Source organism: Clostridium sp. HV4-5-A1G, from assembly GCF_900184915.1.
Classification (GTDB): domain Bacteria; phylum Bacillota; class Clostridia; order Clostridiales; family Clostridiaceae; genus Clostridium_B; species Clostridium_B aromativorans.
The window spans coordinates 1-20,981 of sequence record NZ_FXYI02000049.1; the positions used below are offsets into that span (position 1 = coordinate 1).

16 protein-coding genes and 2 other annotated features are annotated in these 20,981 nt (G+C 36.8%); of the genes, 1 reads left to right on the forward strand and 15 read right to left on the reverse strand.

Translation table 11 applies throughout. The features are described 5' to 3' along the window. Window positions 1-133: 133 nt before the first annotated feature. Together J5G60_RS07390 and J5G60_RS07395 are read right to left on the reverse strand one after the other, a co-directional pair. Window positions 134-2,998, reverse strand: a complete 2,865-nt coding sequence (locus J5G60_RS07390; protein WP_150355732.1) for a DNA topoisomerase IV subunit A — start codon at window positions 2,996-2,998, stop codon at window positions 134-136. Window positions 2,999-3,115: 117 nt separating this feature from the next. Next, window positions 3,116-5,071 (reverse strand): DNA gyrase/topoisomerase IV subunit B, encoded by a 1,956-nt coding sequence (locus J5G60_RS07395; RefSeq protein ID WP_150355777.1) that lies wholly within the window; start codon window positions 5,069-5,071, stop codon window positions 3,116-3,118. A 377-nt stretch (window positions 5,072-5,448) separates the two neighbouring features. Here J5G60_RS07395 and J5G60_RS07400 point away from each other — a divergent pair, with 377 nt between their 5' ends. Beyond that, a complete protein-coding gene (locus J5G60_RS07400; protein WP_150355731.1) occupies window positions 5,449-6,027 on the forward strand; it encodes a zinc dependent phospholipase C family protein in 579 nt (192 codons plus the stop codon). A 36-nt stretch (window positions 6,028-6,063) separates the two neighbouring features. On the opposite strand, the gene J5G60_RS07405 is transcribed toward J5G60_RS07400, so the two are convergent. The 13 genes from J5G60_RS07405 to J5G60_RS07465 all read right to left on the reverse strand — a co-directional run bounded on the left by J5G60_RS07405 (window position 6,064) and on the right by J5G60_RS07465 (window position 20,911). Continuing rightward, window positions 6,064-7,317 carry an NRAMP family divalent metal transporter gene (locus tag J5G60_RS07405; protein ID WP_328707006.1) on the reverse strand — a complete coding sequence of 418 codons (1,254 nt, stop codon included), beginning with the start codon at window positions 7,315-7,317 and terminating at the stop codon, window positions 6,064-6,066. A 56-nt stretch (window positions 7,318-7,373) separates the two neighbouring features. Further along, entirely contained in the window at window positions 7,374-8,114 is a 741-nt protein-coding gene (locus J5G60_RS07410; protein WP_150355730.1) for an N-acyl homoserine lactonase family protein, read from the reverse strand. A gap of 20 nt (window positions 8,115-8,134) precedes the next feature. After that, the gene (locus J5G60_RS07415; protein WP_150355729.1) at window positions 8,135-8,497 is read right to left on the reverse strand and encodes a DUF1667 domain-containing protein; all 363 of its coding nucleotides are present in this window, start codon (window positions 8,495-8,497) and stop codon (window positions 8,135-8,137) included. Then, the gene (locus tag J5G60_RS07420; protein WP_347562614.1) at window positions 8,494-9,735 is read right to left on the reverse strand and encodes an NAD(P)/FAD-dependent oxidoreductase; all 1,242 of its coding nucleotides are present in this window, start codon (window positions 9,733-9,735) and stop codon (window positions 8,494-8,496) included. Before J5G60_RS07420 ends, J5G60_RS07415 begins: the two co-directional genes overlap by 4 nt. Next, window positions 9,735-11,189: an NAD(P)/FAD-dependent oxidoreductase gene (locus tag J5G60_RS07425; protein ID WP_150355728.1), complete on the reverse strand. Its 1,455-nt coding sequence runs from the start codon at window positions 11,187-11,189 to the stop codon at window positions 9,735-9,737. Before J5G60_RS07425 ends, J5G60_RS07420 begins: the two co-directional genes overlap by 1 nt. Window positions 11,190-11,426: 237 nt before the next feature. Next, complete coding sequence (leuB, locus tag J5G60_RS07430; protein WP_150355727.1) at window positions 11,427-12,491, reverse strand: 3-isopropylmalate dehydrogenase; 1,065 nt, start codon at window positions 12,489-12,491, stop codon at window positions 11,427-11,429. After that, window positions 12,488-12,982, reverse strand: coding sequence for a 3-isopropylmalate dehydratase small subunit (leuD, locus tag J5G60_RS07435; RefSeq protein ID WP_150355726.1), 495 nt, complete (start codon window positions 12,980-12,982; stop codon window positions 12,488-12,490). The genes leuB and leuD overlap by 4 nt, the downstream gene beginning before the upstream one ends. Continuing rightward, window positions 12,979-14,244 (reverse strand): 3-isopropylmalate dehydratase large subunit, encoded by a 1,266-nt coding sequence (gene leuC / locus J5G60_RS07440; protein WP_150355725.1) that lies wholly within the window; start codon window positions 14,242-14,244, stop codon window positions 12,979-12,981. The genes leuD and leuC overlap by 4 nt, the downstream gene beginning before the upstream one ends. A 49-nt stretch (window positions 14,245-14,293) precedes the next feature. Then, on the reverse strand, window positions 14,294-15,829 hold the full coding sequence (locus J5G60_RS07445; protein ID WP_150355724.1) for a 2-isopropylmalate synthase: 1,536 nt from the start codon (window positions 15,827-15,829) through the stop codon (window positions 14,294-14,296). Between the two features lie 143 nt (window positions 15,830-15,972). Next, window positions 15,973-16,175: a binding site (T-box leader), on the reverse strand. Between the two features lie 63 nt (window positions 16,176-16,238). Beyond that, window positions 16,239-16,436, reverse strand: a binding site (T-box leader). 91 nt (window positions 16,437-16,527) lie between these two features. After that, the gene (locus J5G60_RS07450) at window positions 16,528-18,312 is read right to left on the reverse strand and encodes a methyl-accepting chemotaxis protein (protein WP_150355723.1); all 1,785 of its coding nucleotides are present in this window, start codon (window positions 18,310-18,312) and stop codon (window positions 16,528-16,530) included. Between the two features lie 433 nt (window positions 18,313-18,745). After that, complete coding sequence (locus tag J5G60_RS07455) at window positions 18,746-19,081, reverse strand: cytochrome C biogenesis protein (protein WP_150355722.1); 336 nt, start codon at window positions 19,079-19,081, stop codon at window positions 18,746-18,748. A gap of 46 nt (window positions 19,082-19,127) precedes the next feature. After that, window positions 19,128-20,003 (reverse strand): NAD(P)-dependent oxidoreductase, encoded by an 876-nt coding sequence (locus tag J5G60_RS07460; protein ID WP_150355721.1) that lies wholly within the window; start codon window positions 20,001-20,003, stop codon window positions 19,128-19,130. Window positions 20,004-20,041: 38 nt separating this feature from the next. Next, the gene (locus J5G60_RS07465) at window positions 20,042-20,911 is read right to left on the reverse strand and encodes a DUF1002 domain-containing protein (protein WP_150355720.1); all 870 of its coding nucleotides are present in this window, start codon (window positions 20,909-20,911) and stop codon (window positions 20,042-20,044) included. Window positions 20,912-20,981: the final 70 nt, after the last annotated feature.

A 20,981-nucleotide genomic window follows, 5' to 3' on the forward strand; every position in this document is an offset into this window, starting at 1 on the left:
AAGTCGACCACCTAGATCTACAATTCTAGCTTCGTCGGCATCTTCAGATTTGTATAATAGACAGTTATAATATAATAATCACAATATTACAATATACTTCTAAATTATCTGCAAATTTGCTGCAAAATACTTTTCAGTGAACTTCCTTAACCCTGTCATCTAAATTCATTACAACAACGCTTCTGCCTCTGCCTGCTCTGTTTTGAAGAGATATATTCTTCAACTTTATTTTTCCTTTATCTCCCTTGAAAGAATTTAAAATCAAGGTGCGGTTCATCTTATCTTCATTGTCTATAAGAAGAGAATATATCACTTTCTGGTCATCCTTTAAACTCATGCCTATTACCCCTGAAGCTAATTTACCCATGGTGCTTACTGAATCCCCCTTGAATTTTATTGCCATCCCAGCATCACTTACTAAAAGTATCTGGGGACTTTGAGCACTGCTATATTCTACGTTTATCAGCAGATCCCCTTTATTCTTAAATTTATATGCCCTGTTCCACAAATCCATATCTTTGAATTCCATCATGGAAGTCTTTTTAACCATTCCGCTTTCAGTAAAAAAGTATATGTATCCTGAGCTGAAGTCTTCCACAGAAACTATCTTGAGTATATCCTTTACATCTACATCTCCCATGAGCTTCGCAGCATTTATCCCGGAAGCACCTATATTTTGAAGCATAAATGCAGGCATGGAAAACACCATTCCATCAACCGTAAATAAGAGTACAGTACATCTTGAATTTGTGAGTACATTCCTGTAGGCTCTTCCCATATTTGAAATTTTGATCATTCCTGACTTATTCACATTTATATGAAACTTTCTATACTCATCCTCATCACACAACTGAATATTTAATACTCTATCTTCTTTTGGCAGGATAAAAAGTTTAGTAGTGACTATATTTCTATCTTCAGTTGCCATCTTCGGCACTTTTAATTTAAAATCAAGCCCTATCTTTGTTGACACTTTTATAAACTTCATCTGAGAGTTTCTGTCAATAAGTTTTACATCTACAAGTTCTTCCCCACTTTTTAGCTTAAGGGCCATGATCTTGACATAATTTGTAATAAAGGATTCCAATTTTGTCCTTTTTATTCCTCCAATAGTAGTAAAAAATATAAAATCCTTTTTTAAATTTAAATTCTCCATGTTGTATACTGCAATTACATTTTCTTCGGACAGATCAAGACCTCTTATTATACTGTCAAGTCTTTCACCCTTTTCTTTCCACTTGAATTCAGGAATGTCCCTTCCTTTTAAATTATACACATTTCCCTTATCTGTAAAAAACATAAATGTGTCTCTGGTATTGGCATGTATGAGATATCTATTGAAATCCCCCTCCCTGTATTTTATATCTTCAATTTGCCCGCTGGATCTACTGTAGCTTTTCTCAGAAACTCTTTTTATGAAGGATTCATTGGACATTGTAACGATTATGTTCTCCTCTATCATAAGCTCTTCTTCATCTATTTTGGCTTTTTCATCCTCTTCTACAATGGCAGTTTTTCTATCATCGCCATATTTTTCACCAATTTCTTCCAATTCCTTTTTTATAATTTTCAGGACTTCCCTTTCGCTGCCCAATATTTTTGTAAGCCTCTTTATTGTTCTTAAAAGTTTTTTGTATTCTTTCTCAAAAGACACTATTTCAAGTCCTGTAAGTCTATACAGCATGAGCTCCAATATAGCCTGGGCCTGTGGAGCTGTAAACTGAAATCTATCCATAAGATTTGAGGCAGCATTTTTTTTGGATTTAGATGCCCTGATGGTTTTTATAATTTCATCCATTATACCTATGGCCTTTATGAATCCCTCTACAATATGAAACCTGGAATTTGCTGCATCCAGCTCCTTTCTTGTTCTCCTCTTTACAATTTCCTTCTGATAATCAACATAGTAACTCAATATGGTCCTAAGTCCCATAGTTTGAGGTTTTCCATTAGCCAAAGCCACCATATTAAAGGATATGCTGCACTGAAGATCTGTCTTTTTAAACAGATATTTTAAAATTTTCTTCACTAGATTGATATCTGCTGATTTTTTGAATTCTATTACTGCTCTTATACCACTCCTATCGGACTCATCTCTTATATCAGATATGGGTTCAAATATCTTTGCATGCCTTTTATCGGCAGTCATTTCAGAAATAGTCTGAAGCAGCCTGGCCTTGCTCCTCCTGTAGGGAAATTCCGTTATGACTATGGCAAGCTTTCCATTGTCAAGCTTCTCTATGGAAGTCTTGGCCCTTAAAGTCACTCTCCCCTCGCCCGTTTCATAGGCGGAAAGGAGAGATTTTTTCCCTATTATTATCCCTCCGGTGGGCAAATCTGGTCCCTTTATGTATTTCATAAGTTCCTCAGTGGTTATATCCGGATTATCTATATAGGCCGCCGCAGCTCCAATTACCTCTCTCAAATTATGGGGAGGAATATTGGTGGCAAGACCTACAGCTATTCCAAAGGCTCCATTTACCAGCAGGTTGGGATATCTTGCCGGAAGCACTTCAGGTTCTTTTTCAGATCCTGAATAATTGTCTATCATGTTTACCACATCTTTGTCTATGTCTCTCATCATTTCCATGGCAATAGGGGTAAGCCTGGCTTCTGTATAACGCATTGCCGCAGCACTATCTCCATCCTGACTACCCCAATTTCCATGTCCATCTATAAGGGGCATTCTCGTAGTGAAATTCTGGGCCAATATGACCATGGCATCATATACAGATGTATCCCCATGAGGATGATATTTTCCAAGTATGTCACCCACTATTCTGGCAGATTTATAATAGGGCCTATCAGGAAATGCCCTTAACATATAACTCCCGTATATTATTCTTCTATGTACGGGCTTTAAGCCATCTCTCACATCTGGAAGCGCCCTGTCTTTTGCTACTTCCACTGCATAGGGAAGATAATTATCTGGCATAGCTTCTTCTATTGGAATTTTTATTATATTGTGATCTTCTGGAATTACTGTTTTAGTTGCCAAGTAAAAGCCTCCTTATTATCAATTCACAATGAACAATTGGCAATTCACAGTTAATGAAGATTTTTCTGCGAAAAATCAACCACAATTGTGAATTGTGCACTGTCAATTGTACATTGCCTAAAATTCTGCGTATTTATACATATATTTTTTTCTCGGCGCCACTACGTCACCCATAAGCAGAGATATCATTTTTTCAGCTTTTACAGCATCTTCTATAGTTATCTGCTGAAGTGTCCTGCTTTCCGGATCCAAAGTAGTCTGCCAGAGTTGATCCGGGTTCATCTCTCCCAAACCTTTATATCTTTGAACAAGTGCCCCGGATCCAACTTCTTTTTTTGCTTTTGAAAGCTGTTCATCGCTATAGGCATACCTGGTCACGTCTTTTCCCCTGCTCTCTTTATAAACTTTGTAAAGAGGTGGAAGCGCTATGTACAGGTGCTCATTTGAAATAAGCTGTCTCATATATCTATATATATAAGTCATCCAAAGTGCCCTTATATGATATCCATCTACGTCGGCATCACTGAGTATTATAATCTTGTCATACTTCAAATCCTCTTCCCTGTAATTTTCAAGTATTCCAGTACCTATGGCCGTGTTGAATATTTTTAATTCCTCACTTCCAAGTACATTTTCCAGCTTCTGCTTTTCTGTATTCATTATCTTACCTTTGGAAGGCATTATGGTCTGAAATCGTCTGTCCCTGGCCTGTTTTGCAGAGCCTCCTGCAGAGTCACCTTCCACCACTATAAATTCACACTTGGATGGATCCTTCAAAGTGCACACTGCAATTTTCCCTGCAAGTGGTGCAGTTCCCCTTCCTACTTTCTTTTTCTCCGCATCGTTTATTTTTTTTATTTTCTCCCTCCTCAGGGCTGCATTTAAGGCGTTATTTATTATTACTGAAGCCATATCCCTATTATCTTCTATCCATTCAGAAAGTTTAGTGTAAGAAAGATCATTCATCATGGTATAGGCCTCTGCGTTTCCAAGTTTAGTCTTGGTCTGGCCTTCAAATACGGGATTATTTATCCTTATCTTAACTATGGCGGTCATTCCCTCCCTGAGATCATCTCCCTCAAATTCTGCATCCTTTTCCTTCAGTAAATTGAGTTTTTTGGCCCATTCCTTAAATGCCCTGGTCATACCAGCCTTAAACCCGCTCTCATGAGTTCCTGACTCGGTGGTTGGAATATTATTCACATAACTTGCTATATGGTAATTAGTTGAATCGGTAAACTGAATACACACCTCTCCTTCCATATTCAAATCTCCCATATGCCTTTCCCCTTCAAACAATATGGGTTCTTTATGAAGAGGCGTCTTACTTTCATTCAAATATTCTATAAAATCCAGCAGACCTCTTTCAGAATGATATTCCCTTTGTATTTTATTCTCCCCCCAATTGCACAGGAGTTTTAAAGTTATACCTTTATTTTGAAAAGCCAGTTCCCGAAGTCTTTCCTCTATGACATCCAATTTGAACTCTACTGTTGAAAACACCCTTTCATCAGGCATAAAGGTAACCTTGGTACCTGTTTCATCGGTATCTCCTATTATCTTAAGATCAGTGACTGGTGTCCCGGGCATATCTTTTTTAAGATGTCTGTCATAAGCATATTCAAATCTCTGAGCATAAATGTGCCCATTTCGCTTGACTTCCACTTCCATCCACTTGGATAGTGCATTTACTACAGCAGCACCTACACCGTGAAGTCCTCCCGAAGTCTTATAGACCTCATTATTGAATTTTCCTCCTGTATGCAGCTGTGTAAATACCATTTCCACTCCATTTATTTTTTTTACAGGATGGATACCTGTGGGAATCCCCCTGCCATTATCTTCTACAGACACACTCCCATCTTCATTTAAAGTTACACAGGCCATATCTCCAAATCCATTTGAAATCTCATCTATGGAATTATCTAATATCTCCCATATACAGTGATGAAGACCCCGGCTGCCTGTAGAACCTATATACATGCCGGGTCTAACACGAACCGGTTCCAATTTTTCCAGAGAAGTCAGAGATGTTACATCATAAGCTTCACTCTTTTTGTCTACATTTTTCATCTGCTCATTTTCCTCCAAAATAATTATCTGCTGTCTGTCATCTGTGTTCCCTTATAATATTCCAATAACAACCAGCGAATTCCTTCTAATTTGCCAATGTTCATTTTCAGCAGAATTCAAAAAAACCTTCTGAAATTATTAGAGAAGGCATACTATTAAAGTTTAAACTTCAAAATTATTATATATATATACACATAATTATGCAATGGCAGCCACGTGATAAAATAAAATATTTAATTAACCCTACATTAATCTGGCTTTAACTTTCAAAGTATATATATATAAGTGAAGGTGGATTTTATATACTCAATGCACAATTGGTAAAAAAGCAAAGTTCAAAGGTGAAGATATCAAATAGGGAGAAAGGTGATCTTATAATGATAACAGATACCCACTTATTGATTTCCAATATCATATTTAAACACTGTTCAAAAAATTTTAATATTAAATTGAATAAATTTAATTTTTTATACGGCAGTATAAGACCTGATTTTGTAAGGGACAGCTCCAATTTTCACCATTACCTAAGTGAAAGTATGGATATAGTATGCGAATACTGCGATCAGCTGATCAATACCAGGATGTCAATAAAAAAATATTCAGTCATTTTAGGCATGATATGCCATTTTATCTGTGATTATTTCTGTCTATATCATACAAAAGAATATAAAGAGAGAAACCTTTTTCAGCATTTCATATATGAACTGTGCCTTCATTTTATTTTTATAGGCCTTTTAATATTTAAAAAAATCAAAATTATAACAAATGTAGATATTACTGAAAAAAGCATATCATCAGTAATATACTGCATGCGTGAAAGATATGACAAGGAGAGTAAATCCTTCGTCAGAGATATAATTTATGCCATTTCAGCAGCTATGATGGCCACAGATTTAATAGTTAACTGGGAAAATCCAAATTGTTATTATGATAAAAATGCCAGAAAAATTTCCTGATGTAAGGGGACTGACCCCATTACATATATTTACATATTATGAAAATAACGCTTTGATGTTAGTCAAGGATTCTATTCCCGCATAGGCAGTTATTATAACTATGACAACACCTGTTATAAATAACCATTTTGGGTGCTTATAGTTTCCCACAATATCTTTTCTCCTGGATGCTATTAAAATCATAACAAGCATCACGGGAATAATGAGGCCATTTAGAGAACCTGCAACTATGAGCAATTTAGCCGGTTTGCCCAGCACAGTCATTATAAGCGTTGAAATGGCAATTATGACACTTGTGAGGATTCTCTCATGTCTGCTTACAAAGGGACTCAATGTCTTGAAAAAAGTAACAGTAGTGTAAGAAGCTCCTACAACACATGTAACTGCTGCACACAAAATAGCCACTCCAAAGAATATATATCCTAAATTTCCTGCTCCATATTTAAAAGCCGATGCCGCCGGATTGGTAGGATCTAATCCTATTCCCCTGGCTACCACACCTAAAGCTACCAAAAACAGCATAATCCTTATAACTGTTGTTATAGCTACTGTTGAGATGGCAGAACTCTCCACTCCCTTTAAATTTTCTTCTCCAGAAATTCCTGCATCCAGCAGACGATGCATCCCGGAAAATAATATGAAACCTCCAATTGTTCCTCCCATTAAAGTTATAGTTGGAAATAACAAGGTTGATGGGTTTTGGGGGAACAGAGTGCCATAATCCAATCTAATTCCAGTACTCATTGAATTCCCATGAAGAACTGCTACAGTCATGTAAAAAATAACAAGTATCATAATAATACCCAATATCTTTGAAAATTGATCTAGAGCTCTGCCTATATTTTTGGATAAAAATATGAGGACAGCGGAAATGCCTGCTAAAATATATCCTGCTTTAAAATTAATACCAAAAAGAATATTAAACCCCAATGCTGCACCGCCTATATTACCTGTATTGAAAGCTATTGCTCCCAATAATATCAAAAATGAAATCACATATCCCAGCCCGGGTACAATTTTATTTGCAATGTCCTGCGCTTTCAGTTTTGAAACACATAATATGCGCCATACATTGATTTGTGTGAAAATATTTATTATGCATACAGCTATAATCACTAAAATAAGCGACAATTTATAGTCCTGTGCAAATTGAGCTGTTTGAGTCAAGAATCCGGCACCAACCGTTGAAGTGGTTGCAGTAAAAAATGTAGCACCCCATAATATACTCTTTTTAGTTTTCTCGTCCATAACACCATCAGCAATATTATTTTTATTATCAATGCCAGGCAACTTATAATCCCCCTTCATATTTACAATTTTAACATCTTACTTTTGTCTATTGAATTTTAAAATAGCGGTCTATTTTCAACAGCTAATTTAAATACACCATCTTCTCCACCCTGTATTCCCCCAGGTAAAGTTATATCAACCTGTACTTTTTCTTGAGGAATAATTTTATTGTCTTTGATTTTCATCCAGCAATCATGTCCAGGTAAAACACGATCTGCAATATTCTTTATTCTCAATATGCTCTGCCTGCTTTGTTCATTATCTAAAGACATATCCACTTCCCCCTTCAGCAGCTCTATCCTGTTTTTTACTGCATCACCTGCAATAATCCATGTCTCATTATCTGCTTCGAGAACCATGGACATTCCTCCAGGAGTATGTCCCGGAGTAAATATGGCTTTCACGCCAGGGTAAATTTCATCTCCATCTCTGGATATAATTATTTTTTCCCTATCACTTAAATATTTTACAGATTCCTCTGTTGTAAAGACATCTTCTTCCGTAGTAGCATATTTCCACTCAGCTTCACTTATAATAAATCTTGCATTTCGAAACAAGGATGCATTGCCGCAATGATCAAAATGCAGATGGCTCAAAAAAACGCTGTCAATTTGATCTGGTTTCATTGATAACTCTTCAAGTGCCTTTAAAAGATTTGGACGAATTCCCTGAGACCCTGTATCAAATAAAATGTTTCTGTCTTTCATACGTATAAGTGCTACATTGCTCCATCCCAATGCACCTATAGTGGATTTACCCGGAAATGCCTTACATAATACATCTATCTTAAAATTCATATATACAACCCCCTAATTCATTATAATTTCTCTACTCTTTTTGTCGTTATAATGTCAGAACCCAGATTTAAAATATTTTTTACCACAATTTGATGCATTCCCACTGGCGCCTCTAATTCTACTTTTTTTATTTCTTTTTCGACATCAAATATTCTATCTTTAGGTATTGGATCCTTGGTTCTCACACTTACTAAAGGTTCCTTGCCATTTTTAACTTTTACCAAAGTGGCAATAGTTCTCTTGGGATCCTGTATTTCTTGCCTTGCATATTTTTCTCCTCTTTTACAAGTTGCTCCATTTACACTCATGATATTTTTCCCATCATATTCAATTGTGATCTCACAACTATTAGGACATACTATACACGTCAAATCTCTCTTCATACCTCTACCACCACCTTAATATCTTGTTGAGACTTGATATCTTCTTTTTTAACATTCAAATGTATCATTACTGCAGGATTAAGTTTCTTCAGTTTAGCAGTTTTTATAACTTTCTCTCCCTGCATAACTTTTATAACTTTATCTTTAGATGGTTTTCTCACTCTCAAGGCCAATTCCAAGTCTTCATTTCCACTTATTTTATTTGGTACAATGTTTCCAATTGTTCCATCCGTACTTATACCTATTGTGCCTTTTCCCGTGATACGGCCTTTAAGCTGCCTAGTCACTGATTCAGCAGCTTTTTCTCCCTCCAAAGATACATAGTCCACCAGATCATGGACATGCAGCACATTTCCTGCTGAATATATTCCGGGAACACTGGTCTGCAAATTTTCATCTACAAGAGCACCATTACTTCTTTTATCAAGTTCAATACCAGCTTGCAGTGACAATTCATTTTCAGGTATCAATCCAACTGACAAAATCAAAGTATCACATTTATAGTTTTTCTCAGTACCCTCTATAGGCTTTCCATTTTCGTCAAGCTCACTGACTGCAACCTCCTGAATTCTATCCTTACCTATTATGTTGGTAACAGTATAACTTAAATAAAGAGGTATGTTGTAATCATTCAAACACTGCTGTATATTCCTGGGAAGGCCGCTTGGATATGGCAGTTTTTCAAATACTGCAATGACATGAGCACCTTCCAGTGTAAGCCTTCTCGCCATTATGAGACCTATATCGCCAGAACCAAGAATAATAATATTTTTTCCAACCATAAGATCATTTAAATTTATATAGGCTTGGGCAACACCTGCCGTAAAAATACCAGCAGGTCTTGTTCCTGGTATACTTATAGCTCCCCTGGTTCTCTCTCTGCATCCCATTGATAAAATAACAGCTTTTGCTTTATATTTTTTTAATCCATTTCTGGTTGCAGCCGTAACTTCTTTATTTTTTGTAAGTCTTACAACTGTGGCTCCTGTTTCTATTTCCACATTTTTTTCTTTTGCTTTTTGTATAAACTTATCCGCATATTCAGGTCCGCTGAGTGCTTCTTTAAATCTCAAAAGCCCAAACCCATCATGTATACACTGCTTAAGTATTCCTCCTGGAGCTTTTTCTCTCTCCAATACAAGTACATCATCTATACCATTTTCTTTTAATCTTATAGCTGCAGCAAGTCCTGCAGGGCCCGCTCCTATAATAATTACATCCTTTTCCATTATCTTCATTATCTAACCCTCCCTTCAAATAGATATCCGTTCTTCCTCGAATACCTTATTTCTTCTGGTTTTAAATCATGTTCTTCCATCAAAAGTTTTACGATTCTTGTCTGACAGTATCCGCCCTGGCATCTCCCCATCATTGCTCTTGTTCTATTTTTAATTCCCGTCAGTGTCTTGACTCCCAATGGATTGTGAATTGCTTCTAAAATTTCATGTTTTGTCACCGTTTCACATCTGCAGAATATTTCACCGTAATCTGGATCCTGCTTTATAAGCTCAGCTTGTTTTTCATCCGATTGTTCATTGAATTTCAGTATTCCCCTTCTAATCGGATTGAATTTTTCATTCTCTTGAAGAACTTCTTTCCCGGCTATTATTTTTACTACATCTCTGGCTATTGGAAGAGCACTCGTAAGCCCAGGAGATTCTATTCCTATTAAATTGATTACATTCGGTACACTCTTTCTCTCTCCAATTACAAAATCCGCATATCCGCCCTTTTCCTTGCTCACCAACTTAGGTCTTATACCCGAAAAATTCCTTATAAAATACTTTCTCTCTATTTGGGAAAGTATTTTCTTACCACCTTCTATAAGCATGTCCATTACTTTCTGGGTAGATGAATAATTATCATTTTCGTCTATATAAACTGCGCTTGGTCCTATAAGCACATTTCCATCTACTGAAGGAGTAAGATGAATACCAAGTCCCCCCTCCTTTTTATTCGGTACAGGATAAGCCGGCATAGTTAAGTATTTGCTAAAATTTTTATCCAGTATAAAATATTCGCCTCTGCAAGAATATATTGTATAATCTTCTATCCCAACCATCTTAGCAATCTTGTCTGAATTTAGCCCTGCACTGTTTATCACCCATCTGGTTTGAAAAATTTCATCGTCTGTAGATACTTCATAGCCTTTTTCTATCCTCTTTATTCCCCTTACTTCTCTTCCCAGGAAAAATTCTACTCCATTTTGGCATGCATTCTCTGCCAACGCTATAGTATAAATTATGGGATTTACTATACCTGTCATCGGTGAAAACAATGCCGTTTTCCCTTTTACATAAGGCTGCTTTTCCCTTATTTCCTTTTCAGATATTATTTTTAATCCCGGGACTCCATTTTTTTCACCTTTTTCTTTTAATTCTTCCAGTCCTTCTAAATCATCCTTTGTAAATCCTACTACCAATTTTCCCGTTCTTTTAAACGGTATGTCCAATTCTTTTGCTATCTTGTCAAATCCAAGACATCCTTCTACGCAGTATTTAGCCATAAGTGTTCCCGGTCTGCTGTTAAATCCTGCATGAATGACACCACTATTCCGGCCGCTTGTTTCACAAACCACATCCAATTCCTTTTCCAGAACAGCTACCTTAAGCTTATAGCGTGAAAGCTCTCTGGCTATTGAACTGCCTATTACACCGCCTCCTATTACCAATACATCATACTTGTCTCTCATAGTCTCACCCCATTCTAATATTTTAGAAATTATTTTAGACAAAATTAAGTAACATTATCTGTAACAAATTCTTTAATTGCAGCTAACAATCCTATATTATCAGTTTTGAACTTTTTTGCCAATAAAAATACTACTCTGATTGTCCCCATTTTCTTGCATATTTTTTTATAATCATAACAAAAATAGATTTGTGTAAAATCAACATACACAAATCCATTTTAAAGGGGACTGACCCCCTTACATATATTTACAAATCAGTTCTCCCATTTCTTCAGTTCCGATAACTTCTGTATCTTTTTCTGCAATGTCCACAGTTCTATAGCCCCCACCGAGAACCTGAGACACTGCATTTTTTATATCTTCAGCGGCAGTTGTCATGTTAAAACTGTATTTGAGCATCATTGCAATACTCATAATTGTGCCAATTGGATTCGCCTTATTCTGCCCTGCAATGTCCGGTGCAGAACCATGTACTGGTTCATAAAGGCCAAAAGAGTCACCTCTGACACTAGCAGAAGGAAGCATTCCAAGAGAACCTGTCAGCATGGAAGCTTCATCGCTTAATATGTCTCCGAACATATTTTCAGTCAGTATCACGTCAAATTGTTTAGGATCCCTTATAAGCTGCATTGCCGCATTATCCACATACATATAGCTGACTTCTACATCTTTGTATTCATCTGAAATTTTCCGCACAGTTTTTCTCCACAGCTTTGAACTTTCAAGTACATTGGCTTTATCCACCAGTGTAAGTCTTTTATTTCTCTTTCTCGCTATTTCAAAAGATTTCCTTGCTATTCTATCTATCTCAAAGCTTGTATAAGCTATGGTATCCCAAGCTTTTTGACCCCCTTTTATATTTACCGTGCCTTTTTCTCCAAAATAGGCTCCTCCTATCAATTCTCTGACTATCATTATGTCCAGCCCTCTTCCCAAAACCTCAGGCTTCAGATTGGATGATCCTACAAGCTCAGGAAACAATATGGCCGGCCTTAAATTTGCAAATACTCCAAGAGCTTTTCTTATACCTAGAAGTCCTGATTCCGGCCTTAAATTGCCGGGAAGATTATCCCATTTAGGCCCTCCTACTGCTCCTAAAAGCACTGCTTCGCTATTCTTACAGATCTCTACAGTTTCTTCCGGCAGTGGAGTCCCCTTTTTATCAAATGCACTTCCCCCCAAAAGTACATCTTCATATTCAAAATCAAAATTATATTTATGAGCAACAGTCCTCAATACCTTTTTTCCCTGCGCAATTATTTCACTGCCAATTCCATCTCCTGATATAACAGCTATTTTCACTTACCTGCCACCTCTCTCTTTAAATAATTTATAAGCCCCTGTGATTTTATAATTTTCTGTACAAATTCAGGAAATGGAGCAGCATTGTATGTTTTATTTTTAGTAACATTGATTATCCTGCCTGAAGCCAGGTCTACCGATACCTGGTCATTTTCCTCTATACCACAGGCCGCCTCTTTACATTCAATTATGGGAAGACCTATATTTATGGAATTTCTATAAAATATTCTGGCAAAAGTTTCCGCTATCACGCATTCAACCCCAGACGCCTTGATGGCTATAGGTGCATGTTCTCTTGAAGATCCGCACCCAAAGTTTTTCCCTGCCACAAGTATGGAATTGTTCTTCACTTTCAAAGGAAATTTTTTATCCAGATCCTCCATACAATGTGAGGCAAGTTCCTCTTCATCGCTGGTATTTAGATATCTAGCTGGTATTATAACATCTGTATCAACATTATCGCCGTATTTAATCGCTTTTCCCTCTATCATTTTACCACCTCCTCCGGGGATGCAATTTTACCCATCACTGCCGAAGCCGCAGCTACTGCCGGACTTGCAAGATAAACTTCGCTTTTTACATGTCCCATTCTTCCGACAAAATTCCTGTTTGTAGTTGAAACCGCCCTCTCTCCTTCTGCAAGTATTCCCATATGTCCTCCGAGACAAGGTCCGCAGGTAGGAGTACTAACCACAGCTCCTGATTCTACGAAAGTTTCTATAATACCCTCTCTCAGGGCTTGAAGATATATTGCCTGGGTGGCAGGAAAAATAATTGTCCTCACATTTTTATTTACCTTTCTTCCTCTTAAAATACTGGCTGCAGATCTCAAATCACTTATTCTCCCGTTAGTGCAGGAACCTATGACCACCTGATCTATTTTTATATCTCCTACATCATCAATGGTTCTGGTATTTTCAGGAATATGTGGAAATGCCACTGTAGGACGCAGTTTAGACAGATCTATGTGTATAACTTTTTCATACTCTGCATCCTCATCCGCTTCGTATACTCTATATTCTCTTTTTGAATGTTTCCTTATATAGTCCACAGTTTTTTCATCTACGGGAAAGATTCCATTTTTGGCCCCTGCTTCTATTGCCATATTGGATATGGTAAAACGATCATCCATGGAAAGTTCATCTACTCCTTTGCCTGTAAATTCCATGGATTTATAGAGGGCTCCGTCCACTCCTATCATTCCTATGATGTGTAAAATAACATCCTTTCCACTTACCCATTTAGGCAGTTTTCCATCAAGTACAAATTTTATTGCCGGTGGAACTTTAAACCACGCCTCTCCAGTGGCCATGCCTGCGGCCATATCCGTACTCCCAACTCCTGTGGAAAAAGCCCCCAAAGCTCCATAAGTACAGGTATGGGAATCTGCTCCTATCACAACATCTCCACATACTGCCAAACCCTTTTCTGGAATAAGTGCATGTTCAATTCCCATCTGCCCAATTTCAAAATAATTTTTAATTTCCGCTTTTTTGACAAATTCTCTCACACATTTGCACTGCTGTGCTGATTTTATATCCTTATTGGGGGTAAAATGATCTGGGACAATAGCTATCTTATCTCTGTTAAAAACCCTTCCAATCCCAATTTTATCAAATTCTTTTATGGCCACCGGGGTGGTTATATCATTTCCAAGCACCAAATCCAGCTTGGCTTTTATTAACTGCCCGGCTTTTACAAAATCTTCTCCCGCATGGCGGGCCAATATCTTCTGTGTCATTGTCATACCCATTTATATCAACTCCTACTAAAATTTTAGTTTAAGTGATTCTGCCTCAGCATCAATAAGCCGCAGCTTTTTCTGGAGAAACTTCATAATACATTTTATTCATGGCATTTACAAAAGCTTTTGCACTGGCTTCCACTATATCAGTACTCAACCCTTTTGCTGAAAAAATCTTATCATCTTTTTCCACTTTTACAGTAGCTTCGCCCAGGGCATCCTTGCCATATCCCACTGATTTTATAAAATAGTCATTTAAATTCACTTTAATTCCCGCCGCTTTTTCAATAGCTTTAAAAGTAGCATCTACAGGCCCATCTCCGCAGGAGGCCTCACTTACACTTTTACCTTCATACTCCAACCTCACAGTGGATGTGGATACTGTAGTATTCCCTGTAGAAACCTGATAGTATTTTAAATTGAACACCTCAGGTACTTGAAATATCTCATTTTTTACAAGACTTTCTATATCTTCATCGGAGACATCTTTTTTCTTGTCAGCTAGATTTTTAAATTCTTCAAAGATTTCATTTACCTTATCCTTATCTAGATTTTTATAACCCAGTTCTTCAAGATGTTTGACAAAAGCATGCCTTCCTGAATGTTTTCCAAGTACTATAGAACTTTTCTTCAATCCTACAGACTCCGGAGTCATAATTTCATAAGTTTCCCTGCAGTTTAAAACCCCATGCTGATGTATGCCCGATTCATGTGCAAAGGCATTTGCACCTACTACTGCCTTATTGTTTTGAACCTGCATCCCCGTTATGTGGCTCACAAGCTTACTGGTCCTTGTCAATTCCTCTGTTACAATGCCCGTATGGCAGTTAAAAAGATCAGCTCTGGTTTTAATAGCCATCACTATTTCTTCAAGAGCCGCATTTCCTGCCCTCTCTCCGAGACCATTCATTGCACATTCCACCTGTCTAGCTCCATTTTCCACTGCTGCCAGAGAATTGGCCACCGCCATGCCGAGATCATCATGACAGTGAACACTTATAATGGCTTTGTCTATATTAAATACATTTTCTTTGATGCCCTTTATGAATGCACCGTATTGGCTTGGCGTAGAATACCCAACGGTATCAGGTATATTTACTATATCGGCTCCGGCGTCTATAGCAGCTTCCAGCACCTTATACAAAAATTCTGGTCTCGTTCTCGTGGCATCCTCTGGTGAAAATTCCACACTGGGGCACAAACTTTTGGCATATCTCACCATATCCACCGCTCTTTTCAGGACCTCCTGCGGTTTCATTTTCAATTTGTATTTCATGTGCAGATCCGAGGTGGCAATGAAAACATGGATTCTTGGCTTTTGAGCATCATCAATTGCATTCCAGGCAGTCTGTATGTCGCTTTTTAAAGCTCTTGCCAGAGCTACTATATGTGGTGATTTTATTTCATTTGCCACAGCTTTGACTGCCTCAAAATCTCCATTGGAAGCCGCTGGAAAACCAGCCTCTATGACATCCACATTTAATTTTTCAAGCTGTTTTGCAATACTCAATTTATCATTTATATTTAAGCTCACTTTAGGAGTCTGCTCTCCATCTCTCAACGTAGTATCAAAAATATATATTCTATTTTCCATAACGATTTTTCCTCCAATTTGTCCTTGTAATTCTTTAAAAATACCTACTCATGTATCATATAATCTCAATTGGCCAGTTGAAATTTTTTTGAAAGTCCCCATATTTTCTAATTTAAAATAAGGCAAATAAAAAACAGCCTCCTCTATGGGGCGAGAAGTCTGTCCGCGGTACCACCCAAATTTGTACTCAATTAAATAACGGCTTTTTACCGATAAGGCTTACTACTATTTCAGCCTACAGCTCCAGGACGAGTTCAACACATATACTATTCACAGGCTCTCACCATAAATGCCCGTTCTCTTTAAAATAGAAATTATGTCTACTACTTCCCCTCACAGCTTATTGATATTCATTTTTTGAAATAAATATTCCCATATTTTAAAAGTTAATATAAAAAAACAGATTTCTCTATGGGGCGAGAAATCTGTTCGCGGTACCACCCAAATTCGTACTCAATTAAATAACGACATATGCCGGCACAGCCTACTATATCAATTCAGCCTGCAACTCCAAGGCGAGTTCAACATGCAGTATTTACGGCTTCCCATCTTTTACCGCTCTCTTTAAAATACTAACATACCTACTATTCCTTATCCAAGTTTTTATATCAACTATAAGTATGGTAGTAAGTATAATACAAATTGTTTCCAATGTCAATAACTATTTTAATTCATTTTATTCATTACCCACAGGAGTGTTATAAAGAAAATTTGTCTATCATTTCTTTTAGATCCTTTGAAGATTGTCCTAATTCTCTCACTAGATCTTTAACATCTCCCATCTTTTCCTTCACCTCAGAAGTCGAAGCTGTTATCTCCTCAGATGAAGCTGATATTTCTTCGGTAACAGAAAGTATTGAATCCATTGAAGAGTTGATCATGTCCTTGTTTTTATGTACTTCACTTATTTTATCCACATTTTTTTCAATTGTCTGAGGTATACCCTTTATAAATTCGACTACCCCGTTCAAAATTTGCTTTGTCTTGTTTATCGTAGGTATCTGGGAACGCACTATTTCTCCATATATCTCCACATTATTTGCTGAAACATTCTCAGCATGGGTGAGATCCTTTATAAGTGAATTGATCTGCTTAACGGATTTAGAAGTCTGATTGGACAGCTCCTTGATTTGATCTGCTACTACGGCAAATCCCCTTCCGGCCTCTCCTGCTCTAGCAGATTCTATAGAAGCGTTTAATGAAAGCAAATTTATTTCATCGGATATCTCTTCTATAGTGCTCACTATATCCAATATGTCATTGGATTTTTTTATCAACTGCTTTAGATTGTTATTTGTCTCCTGAGCTGCAGTTATATTTTCTGAACTTTTCTTTTCCAACTCTGTAAGTATATCCACAATACTTGAATTCAGCTTTCCTGCTTCTGAAGCCCCATTTTTCATATTTATGCCATTTTCCTTCACTTCATCTACATTTTTTGATAAAATATTCATATTTTCAACACTACTTTGCATGTCTTTTGCTGAATTATTTATTGCAGATGAAATTTCTTCCATAGCATCCTTTATTCCATTTGAATTTTCAAATGTGGCCGTAGTGGACGAATTTATAAGTTCTATTCTCTCATCTATAGTGTCAGACAGCTTCTTTATATTTATAAGCAAACTTCTTATTTCATCTATCATTTTGTTAAACACTCTGCCTATATATCCTATTTCATCCTTACTTGTCACATCCACTTTTACAGACATATCGCCCGCTGCTGCCATACTCATGGAATTCACTATTTGGCTCAGTGGATTTACTTTTTTCTTCATGAGTCTCATTATAAACAATATGGAAATCAATATCATGGCTGCAGATACCCCCGCTATAATGATCGAAACCCTATATATAGGCTTATAAAAATCCTCATCATAGCATCCTACATTTATGTACCAGTCCCAGGGCTGAAAATACGCCACTGCATTTACTTTAGGTCTTTCACGAGTTTCTCCCGGGTTCTTCCAGTTAAAATGAACTATTCCTCCATCTTTAGGGTTTTTAGCTTCATTGATTATAAGCTGCAATAAATTATTCCCATCCGAATCCTTGACCTTTGAAATATCTTCCCCTTCTTTATAAGGATGCATCTGCTCTATACCCCTGCTGTTGACAGCATACATATATGCCTCTATATTCAATTCCAATTTTGAATTCAATCCCCTTGTCTTCCCATCGGACTGCTTTGGATTAAGCATCTCGCTTTTAAATATTTCCTGGGCATCAGTTCTTGTAATCTTTCCCTTTTTGACTTGACTTTCCAGGCTGTCCATCATGGCAAGCCCCATTTGAACTCTATTTCTTATGGCAGTTTGTCCTAATGTAGTCAGTGCACTTTTTGTACTGAAAAAAGCAATAAATCCTATAAGCACTACAGAAAAAACAATCAGTAGAAAAAATTGCAAATAGGATTTAAAAAAGCTTTTACTCAATTCATTATTCTTAGAATTTTCCTTGTCCTTCCTCGCATCTCTTTTCATAAACACACTCCCCATACATTAAGTTTGAGTTGATGACAATCTACCTCATAATAAAATATGTAACATAATATTAATTATTACAAAGTAAATATTATCACAAGTTATATATTACCATAAAATTTGCTAAAAATCAACAATTTACAAATTATTTAGTCACAATTCTAATAATTTCCCCATCAAGTGATTCTTGGGTTCAGATGGAGTTTGCCTATCAGATGGAGTTTGCCTATAAGAAATACTTTTCTCCAGCTGAACCTTAGCAGAACTTATCCAGGCGCGTAGCAGTGCTTATCGTAAGCTTTAAGAAGTTGGGAGTATTAGCACTGGTAGCGTTCGGATAAAAATAGTTTATTTTTAATTACAACCAGAATAATTCACCTGACTGCCAAATATAGAATCAACTTTAAATCATGTGTAAATGTTTATGTTCGTTTTACATAAAGTAATAATTGATAAGAGGAATTACATTTATAACAGGTTCCTCATAGGGATGTACTTTTTTTATGATATCCAGGGCTTTTTTTACAATATGACTTCTACAGCAAAATTCCACTTTGCATTCTATCTCCCTGCTCACTTTTCCCACATCTCCCAAAAAAGGATTTGCCCCCTTTAAGGGCCTCCAATATCCTGTAACTTTGGAAACAGACATGCAATTGTCATAGTTGCCTCCAATGCTGAGAGCTCCAATTGAGTTCAGCTCTTCCCTCAGGGCATCAACATACTTTTCCGGTATAAATGTCTCTATTTTAAACACTTCATAATCCATACTTCAATCACCCTCAATAATTTGAAATTCATCAATTCAAACAAAACTATCTGTCTATTAACTTATAGAGTACCTGAGTACCGCTGCTGCCATTGCCTTCTTTTTCCAGTTTATCGTAAAGAGATTTCGCAAGTTTTAATGCAGGGGTATCTAAATTCATATTTTCAGCTTCACTTAAAGCTATGTTCATGTCCTTTATAAAATGCTTCACATAAAATCCCGGTTCAAAATCCCCATTTATCATTCTAGGAGCCAGGTTACTAAGGGACCAACTGCTGGCAGCTCCAGTTTCTATGCTTTTAAGAACTCTCTCAGGATCCAATCCGGATCTCTTCGCATATGCCATTGTTTCGCATACCCCCATCATATTTCCTGCTATAGCTATTTGATTACACATTTTGGTATGCTGCCCTGCACCTGCTTCTCCCTGCCAGACTATATTTTTACCCATGAGTTTGAAAACAGGCAGTACTTTTTCAAATACTTCCTTATCTCCCCCAACCATAATTGAAAGTGCAGCATTTTTTGCACCTACATCTCCTCCTGAAACAGGAGCATCCAATGAATATACTCCTTTCTCCTTAGCTTCACTATATATCTCCTTTGCAAGAGAAGGCCTGGATGTAGTCATATCCACCACTATGCCGCCTTTTTTTATATTTTCAATTATTCCGTCTTTTCCAAAATAAATTTCCTCTACATCCTGTGGATATCCTACCATGGATATAACAATATCTGACTCCTTTGCAATATCTGCCGGATTATCCTTCCATTTTGCCCCCTCCGCAACAAGATTATCCCCTTTTGACTTTGTCCTATTATATACCAGTAAATCATAACCGCCCTTTAAAATATTGGAAGCCATACTATTCCCCATTACTCCCAATCCAATAAATCCTATAACCGGCTTATCATATTTCATACGACAACTCACCTTTCTTTAAATTTATATATTATATTTTAAAAAAGATTAGAAAAAAATGTTTTAATGGCATTAATTATTTTAGCGAAAAATCCCTGCGCCTGATCACTTGACAATTCTCCCTTTAATTGATCCGCCACACTGCTCAGCTGTCCTTTTATATCCCCAAAATTCAAATTCAGCCCATTTATTTTTGTCATAAGTGCAGTTATTTTGTCAATATCTCCGGTGCTCAGATTTAAATTGTAATTATTAGTTACATTTTCGACTATCTGCCTTACTCCTTCTTCTGTCTTAGGTTTTTCCTTCACCACCTGGGTTTTTATGTCATTTATAAGACCAGCAGCTTTGTCTTTCCCTATTTTATCTCCAAGATTTCCCGTAGTCATCAATTCATCATTGGCAGCTTCTTTCTTGGCTTCATCAATTTTATTTCCACTGCTGCTGCTCTCAAAACCCTTTAAAATTCCAGTAAGTGCTGCAGTTCCCGATACATTAAAGGGTGCAGATACTTTTACATTTGCATTTTTTATTCCTGCTGTTATAAGTGCGTTTTTTATCATGCTGCTGCTCACCCAGTATATATTATTGGTACTTACATTTAGACCTCCGCTTGAAGTTGGCTCCACATAGGAACTGGATATGGATTTAGTACCTATCTGCTGGCTGGTTGCAATGTTTCCAAGATATTTCCTCTCTTCATCTATATTCACTTCTATTACATTTACATCCTGCCTGGCAACACCAAAATATTTAAGCATATCCTCTTTTTGTTTATTTGTAAGATCTCCTCCCAAAGTCACAACTTTATAAGCATCTGCATAAGCCCTGGTATTTCCAAAAGATGCAGACAACGTCAGAACCATAAGTACAATCATCAATTTGCTGAAAATCTTTTTAATCTTCATGATTCAAAACTCCTTTTTTAAATAGTAAAATATATACCATTAAATATAATATACTATATTTGTTAATAAA

What these genes read in the sequence shown, in the direction of transcription:
- J5G60_RS07420 (WP_347562614.1), bottom strand. Translation starts at nt 9,735, where the DNA reads ATGAAGATAATGGAAAAGGATGTAATTATTATAGGAGCGGGCCCTGCA.
- J5G60_RS07465 (WP_150355720.1), bottom strand. Translation starts at nt 20,911, where the DNA reads ATGAAGATTAAAAAGATTTTCAGCAAATTGATGATTGTACTTATGGTT.
- J5G60_RS07415 (WP_150355729.1), bottom strand. Translation starts at nt 8,497, where the DNA reads ATGAAGAGAGATTTGACGTGTATAGTATGTCCTAATAGTTGTGAGATC.
- J5G60_RS07425 (WP_150355728.1), bottom strand. Translation starts at nt 11,189, where the DNA reads ATGAGAGACAAGTATGATGTATTGGTAATAGGAGGCGGTGTAATAGGC.
- J5G60_RS07460 (WP_150355721.1), bottom strand. Translation starts at nt 20,003, where the DNA reads ATGAAATATGATAAGCCGGTTATAGGATTTATTGGATTGGGAGTAATG.
- leuC (WP_150355725.1), bottom strand. Translation starts at nt 14,244, where the DNA reads ATGGGTATGACAATGACACAGAAGATATTGGCCCGCCATGCGGGAGAA.
- J5G60_RS07410 (WP_150355730.1), bottom strand. Translation starts at nt 8,114, where the DNA reads ATGAATTTTAAGATAGATGTATTATGTAAGGCATTTCCGGGTAAATCC.
- J5G60_RS07400 (WP_150355731.1), top strand. Translation starts at nt 5,449, where the DNA reads ATGATAACAGATACCCACTTATTGATTTCCAATATCATATTTAAACAC.
- leuD (WP_150355726.1), bottom strand. Translation starts at nt 12,982, where the DNA reads ATGATAGAGGGAAAAGCGATTAAATACGGCGATAATGTTGATACAGAT.
- J5G60_RS07445 (WP_150355724.1), bottom strand. Translation starts at nt 15,829, where the DNA reads ATGGAAAATAGAATATATATTTTTGATACTACGTTGAGAGATGGAGAG.
- J5G60_RS07455 (WP_150355722.1), bottom strand. Translation starts at nt 19,081, where the DNA reads ATGGATTATGAAGTGTTTAAAATAGAGACATTTATACCGGAAAAGTAT.
- J5G60_RS07395 (WP_150355777.1), bottom strand. Translation starts at nt 5,071, where the DNA reads ATGAAAAATGTAGACAAAAAGAGTGAAGCTTATGATGTAACATCTCTG.
- J5G60_RS07450 (WP_150355723.1), bottom strand. Translation starts at nt 18,312, where the DNA reads ATGAAAAGAGATGCGAGGAAGGACAAGGAAAATTCTAAGAATAATGAA.